The sequence below is a fragment of the Microcystis sp. M179S2 genome (assembly GCF_020245805.1).
Classification (GTDB): domain Bacteria; phylum Cyanobacteriota; class Cyanobacteriia; order Cyanobacteriales; family Microcystaceae; genus Microcystis; species Microcystis aeruginosa.
The window spans coordinates 1-6171 of the sequence record NZ_JADBUE010000277.1; the positions used below are offsets into that span (position 1 = coordinate 1).

Annotated in this window: 5 protein-coding genes and 1 CRISPR repeat array; all 5 genes read right to left on the bottom strand. The window is 44.0% G+C overall.

Annotated features, from left to right (window positions below):
* Positions 1–19 precede the first annotated feature (19 nt).
* Positions 20–3001: direct repeats of the CRISPR family, unit length 37 nt; unit sequence GTTTCAATCCCTAGTAGGGTTTAAGATTAATTGGAAC.
* A 232-nt stretch (positions 3002–3233) separates the two neighbouring features.
* Positions 3234–3506: a CRISPR-associated endonuclease Cas2 gene (gene cas2, locus IM500_RS16630; protein WP_002742874.1), complete on the bottom strand. Its 273-nt coding sequence runs from the start codon at positions 3504–3506 to the stop codon at positions 3234–3236.
* Between the two features lie 12 nt (positions 3507–3518).
* Positions 3519–4523: a type I-D CRISPR-associated endonuclease Cas1d gene (gene cas1d, locus IM500_RS16635; protein ID WP_052277826.1), complete on the bottom strand. Its 1005-nt coding sequence runs from the start codon at positions 4521–4523 to the stop codon at positions 3519–3521.
* Between the two features lie 5 nt (positions 4524–4528).
* Positions 4529–5122, bottom strand: a complete 594-nt coding sequence (gene cas4, locus IM500_RS16640; RefSeq protein WP_287739059.1) for a CRISPR-associated protein Cas4 — start codon at positions 5120–5122, stop codon at positions 4529–4531.
* 2 nt (positions 5123–5124) lie between these two features.
* A complete protein-coding gene (cas6, locus tag IM500_RS16645) occupies positions 5125–5958 on the bottom strand; it encodes a CRISPR-associated endoribonuclease Cas6 (RefSeq protein ID WP_287739061.1) in 834 nt (277 codons plus the stop codon).
* Positions 5958–6171 (bottom strand): Uma2 family endonuclease (locus IM500_RS16650; RefSeq protein ID WP_287739063.1); only part of this gene is annotated, 214 nt, incomplete at its 5' end. The genes cas6 and IM500_RS16650, both read right to left, overlap by 1 nt.

Consider the following 6171-nt stretch of genomic DNA (forward strand, 5'->3'; position numbering starts at 1 on the left):
AATTGAGTGACTTCATCTTGTTTCAATCCCTAGTAGGGTTTAAGATTAATTGGAACACGGGATAACTCTTTAGTTCCCCCTTTTGACTCTGTTTCAATCCCTAGTAGGGTTTAAGATTAATTAGAACCGCGGTTCTCCTGGACTACCGGGAGAGGGAAGTGGTTTCAATCCCTAGTAGGGTTTAAGATTAATTGGAACGATAACTGATAACTGATAACTAATTGATTAATCGCAGTTTCAATCCCTAGTAGGGTTTAAGATTAATTGGAACATTCACAGAATTACGTTGTTGTCCGTACAAAAACGTTTCAATCCCTAGTAGGGTTTAAGATTAATTGGAACTTTCTTGTTCTTTAATAGATTTCCATTCTTGAGGCGTTTCAATCCCTAGTAGGGTTTAAGATTAATTGGAACACATAACTCATTCATTTTGTTATTTTCCCACCAAGTTTCAATCCCTAGTAGGGTTTAAGATTAATTGGAACTTAAATCAATACTATTATCAGGAATTTGTCGTAAGTTTCAATCCCTAGTAGGGTTTAAGATTAATTGGAACCCGGATTTAATCGAGCTATCGCTCCTGATAGTTGGCAGTTTCAATCCCTAGTAGGGTTTAAGATTAATTGGAACTTTACAAATTTATTCACTTGGAGAATTACAAATTAGTTTCAATCCCTAGTAGGGTTTAAGATTAATTGGAACAATCCTGCGTTTTTATTTTGTCCATCCAAAATTTGTTTCAATCCCTAGTAGGGTTTAAGATTAATTGGAACATTAGAGCTTGAGTTAGAAGTGACAAAAGCCAAGTTTCAATCCCTAGTAGGGTTTAAGATTAATTGGAACGAGAGGCTCCCAGGGCACAAAAAAAACCTGAATAAGAGTTTCAATCCCTAGTAGGGTTTAAGATTAATTGGAACGAGATAGTGTCACAGTCAACAAACCACAATATAGGTTTCAATCCCTAGTAGGGTTTAAGATTAATTGGAACCATTTTGCCCAGGATCTCCTTTTGGGCCTCTAAAGTTTCAATCCCTAGTAGGGTTTAAGATTAATTGGAACGGAATCGGTTAAAAATGTCCATTTACTTTTTAATGGTTTCAATCCCTAGTAGGGTTTAAGATTAATTGGAACCGGAACATCTGCTCGTCCGTCGGCTGCGGCTGACTTGTTTCAATCCCTAGTAGGGTTTAAGATTAATTGGAACTTCGCCTAACTTTTACATCGACATCAAAAGTATTAGTTTCAATCCCTAGTAGGGTTTAAGATTAATTGGAACTAATTGCGGAGATGCAAGCGGGGCTGCGAAGCCGGTTTCAATCCCTAGTAGGGTTTAAGATTAATTGGAACACCCAACGAATTGCCGCAATCGCCCAACAGCGACGTTTCAATCCCTAGTAGGGTTTAAGATTAATTGGAACAGGAAGCACGCACACTTTTTGACACCGTATTATTTGTTTCAATCCCTAGTAGGGTTTAAGATTAATTGGAACCTGAATTGTTTCTCAGTTCGAGGAGGCAATTGGATGTTTCAATCCCTAGTAGGGTTTAAGATTAATTGGAACGTTTTGTATTTCGCTCGAAGGAAGTGGATCGCCGTGTTTCAATCCCTAGTAGGGTTTAAGATTAATTGGAACGGCTATTTACAGCCATTTTCAAAGAAAGATCGGGTGTTTCAATCCCTAGTAGGGTTTAAGATTAATTGGAACTTTCGATCTCCTCCCGGCACTCCTCCCGGGCCGAGTTTCAATCCCTAGTAGGGTTTAAGATTAATTGGAACCATCGTCGCGCCTGACAGTGTTCTTTTTCGTAAAGTTTCAATCCCTAGTAGGGTTTAAGATTAATTGGAACGTTTTCTTTCGGTACTTTTGATCGGGAAATAAGCCGTTTCAATCCCTAGTAGGGTTTAAGATTAATTGGAACGGCTCTGACAGAAAAAGGTATAGTGCGAATGGCTGTTTCAATCCCTAGTAGGGTTTAAGATTAATTGGAACCATTTTTTTCCAGCCAACGCTCTAACTCTTTTCCAGTTTCAATCCCTAGTAGGGTTTAAGATTAATTGGAACCTTTCCCAGTATCTCCTTTAATCCCTTGAGGACCGCGAGTTTCAATCCCTAGTAGGGTTTAAGATTAATTGGAACTTTCTACTCTTTACAAAGAAGCTTGTGAAAACAAGTTTCAATCCCTAGTAGGGTTTAAGATTAATTGGAACCCTAGTGCGGTAATCGAGGATTTATATGATGCGCGGTTTCAATCCCTAGTAGGGTTTAAGATTAATTGGAACAGACCAAGGATCAACAAGAGTATTGTTGCCACCCCGGTTTCAATCCCTAGTAGGGTTTAAGATTAATTGGAACTAAAGATATAAACTTCAATCCGTAACGGATAACATGTTTCAATCCCTAGTAGGGTTTAAGATTAATTGGAACGAGTTAAAGCGAGCCTTTTCTCCCACTTTGAAAGTTTCAATCCCTAGTAGGGTTTAAGATTAATTGGAACGCTTTTCGATTTTTTCTTCTAGCTTGATAATCTGGTTTCAATCCCTAGTAGGGTTTAAGATTAATTGGAACCACTTTGTCTCGTCAGGAAAGCTTTGATAGCATTAGTTTCAATCCCTAGTAGGGTTTAAGATTAATTGGAACAGGGAAGGACTTCGCGAGGTTTCCCATCGGGCCACCGAGTTTCAATCCCTAGTAGGGTTTAAGATTAATTGGAACACGATATGCTGCATCCATGCAGTAAAAATCCTTGTTTCAATCCCTAGTAGGGTTTAAGATTAATTGGAACGATCATTAATGGCTTTCTCTACAAGGCCAAACAGGTTTCAATCCCTAGTAGGGTTTAAGATTAATTGGAACTTGATGAGAATCACAAAAAGTATGTGATTCACTGCCCGGTTTCAATCCCTAGTAGGGTTTAAGATTAATTGGAACTCAGTCGTCCGAACTACCAAATCACGCATAATAGGTTTCAATCCCTAGTAGGGTTTAAGATTAATTGGAACGCCCAGTGGTAAAAGCTATACGCTATGGGATTTTCAAGGTTCGTATGCGCCGCACCCGCAATAAACCAATTATACAGCAAGTGACCCACTGCTTCAAGACCCCGCAAAACCTTACGGGATAAGGTGCGCCCCGCGTTGGAAAGGAAAATCATCTCGAATCTATATTCCATAAGCTTTTCAGCCACCAGATAATAGTTAAGGATTTTTACAGCTACCCGGAAGCGCAACCGAGCTAAACAAAAAAAATTGTATTATCCCGGGGTAACTCACCACCGATGCGTTCCACTTTACCCCGACAACAGGCGCAGAGAAAATAAAAGCGGATGCTATCGGTATCGGGTTTGATCAACTTACTCAAGCGCCCGCGCAGCTTAGCGTACTGGGTATCGGTTAGATCGCACTCAAAAACACTATACTGCACCCGTTGGCCGTAGGACTTTAACGTATTGTGAATTTTGGTTCGTCGCTTATCGTCGGAAATATCGTAACTGACAACAAAATACATGATCGCCTCTATCTACTTTAAAATCAAAGGTGGATACTTATCCGTCTCGTCCATGAGATATTTCGCCATTAGTCGGGCCTGAATCTCGAAAGCTTCTTGATAAGTACACTGTTTACCCATTACTGGATGTTTAAACTTCGATTGTTTCTTCTGTTCGTACAAGCGCAGGAAAATCTGTAATCCCTCTCTCGTCAAGGAAACCGCACCGCTTAAGGGTTCGGTGGTGAAATGTTCGGGGGTAAGATAAGGATGATTGACCCCATTGAGAACCACGGCATCAACGACGATCGCTCTAAATTCTTCCATCAGATCTAGTGCCAGCGAGGGGCGACCGTAGCGTTGATAGTGAAGATAACCGAGATAGGGGTCAAAACCGACCAAATTGATCGCACTCTGCACGTCATGGCGCAATAACGCATAACCCAGACTCAAAAGAGAATTGACCGGATCTCGCGGGGGGCGACGGTTACGCGAGGTAAAGGTAAAAGTATCGCCGAGAATTAGGGAATCAAAACAACTGAAATAGGCTGCGCTTCCCGCTCCCTCTAACCCCCGGAGAGAATCGATCGCCGAGGTTGTTGCGATCGAGCCGATCGCTGCTTCCAGACAAGCGATCGCAGTTTGTAAATCCAACTCCTTTCGATCGCGTTGACGACGGAGCAGAATGTTGCGGTAATTCTTCAGCTTGCCGCGGACGAATCCCCGCACTAAATGAATGGCTTTCGGAGAATCGCCGGCGGCCTGCCATTGCGCTCGACGAACGAAAATATTTTTGGTCATCTCCGGTTCCAATCTACCGAGATAGCGTCCGGTGGATGTGACGAAACTGAGCGGAATATGACGTTCCAACAATTCGATCACCAATGCGGGAGAAACTGAACCCCGTCCGAAAATCACCACTCCTTCCACGTTCAATAGAGGTACATCGAGGATCGTTTCCTTGGATGCTTTAACCGTTAAACGCTCGTCATTTTTGCCGAGAAATGCGTCTTCTCTCGTCACATATACCGTTCCCATATTTTTTAGTCTTCCTCTCGATATCGTTGGACTTTTTCGGTTAATCGGGGCAAACAGCGATCGAACAAACTGCATCCCTTGCAGCGGGGTGAATAGACCGCCGGGGGCATTTTTCCCGTCTGGATCAGGGTTTCAACTGCTCGGATCGTAGCGATCGCCCGTTGCCGTAGAGCAAGATTGATCGCCACCGGTTGACGCTGGTGAGAACTGGCATAGTAGATATAGCCGGTATCTAGCCTTTTTCCAGTCATTTCTTCCAAACAGATGGCTTGAGCGCACACCTGCAACTCGTCGTTATCCCATTCGCCTTTACTGCCCCGTTTGTATTCCACGGGGATAAATTCGCCGTCGTGGGACTCGATCAGATCGGCTTTACCGATGAGACGGTAATTATCTGATTTAAGCCAGATCGCCCGAATTTGCCATATTTCCTCGCGGTTTGCCGCCCCGACGGTGTGAACTCGCTCGTGTAAATTTGTTCCCTCGATCGTGTAGCTATTATCGAGAAATTCCCCGGCGACGAACATCCGCCAACAACGGTGGGGACAGTAGGCGTAATGGTTGAGAGCGGCGATCGGTATGTAGTCAGATTCATCCATGGCTATCTTTTCTCCTTAGCAATTCTGCGAGTCATCCCCATTCCCATGGTGGTTTTCCGTCCCACTCCCGCATAGAGGGCAAAATCCGCCAGTACATTAATCGCTTTAATCTTTGCGGGTTCCACCTCTCCCAAAAGACGATAGTGAATCTCGCCCACACAACCGATCGAATGGTTTTTATAGGCCTCATCGGCTAATTTCGTTTGAATATCGAAGAAACTGGGGAAAATCGACTCTAGGACGATGGAATCGAAGGGGATAGCGCTATAGCGATTCCAACGATTGAGAAGGCTATTAAACACCAGTTCCCGCGTCGGTAAGGCACTATCGAATTTTCCCTGCCGGAAGGTGACGGGGGTAGCGAAAAGGAAATCAAATTCCCGATTCGTTTCCGAGGCGTTTTCATACAGGTATTGATAAGTACAAGAGTTCGCCCAGGGTTGAACCGATTGTGGGGTGGCGAGGACGCTAGTGATAACCAGATCGGCGGAACCGAGATGCCAGGGGTGTTTTGGATTGAGATTCAACCAGAGCGAGGTTAATTTACCGAATAATCGGTCATCGAGCAGAGAAATCCGCCACCAGCAGGGAGTTTCGGGGGCGATTGGCCGTTCGTATCGCCACTGCGGGGAATTTATCGTTTTTCCCCCGGATTGCATCTGTAGTGGCGATAAGGTAAAAGCTTTATCTGCCTCGGCTGCGTGTAGAATTTTCCCTAATTCCCGATCAACACTACTGACAAGGGTAAGGAATAGCGCGTGAAGGTGTCGTCCGGTGAGAAAATTCGGATAGATCGGCGATCGGGGTGTGAGATTGAGAACGAGACTGTAGGGCATTAACTTAATCGGGCCTTGGCAAAAATTTGTCTGGGGGTTAGGGTTAAATCGGGGAGGAGAATATCGCTAATTTCGTCATCGCCTTTTTTAATCGCCGGGGGTGCGTCGGGATAGAAAATTGTGATCTGCTTGGCCCGGGGATCGACGATCCAGACGCGACTGACTCCCGCTTTTAGGTAGTCCACGGCTTTTTCGCTCAGGCTGCTGAAGGAT

What these genes read in the sequence shown, in the direction of transcription:
- cas6 (WP_287739061.1), bottom strand. Translation starts at nt 5,958, where the DNA reads ATGCCCTACAGTCTCGTTCTCAATCTCACACCCCGATCGCCGATCTAT.
- cas1d (WP_052277826.1), bottom strand. Translation starts at nt 4,523, where the DNA reads ATGGGAACGGTATATGTGACGAGAGAAGACGCATTTCTCGGCAAAAAT.
- cas4 (WP_287739059.1), bottom strand. Translation starts at nt 5,122, where the DNA reads ATGGATGAATCTGACTACATACCGATCGCCGCTCTCAACCATTACGCC.
- cas2 (WP_002742874.1), bottom strand. Translation starts at nt 3,506, where the DNA reads ATGTATTTTGTTGTCAGTTACGATATTTCCGACGATAAGCGACGAACC.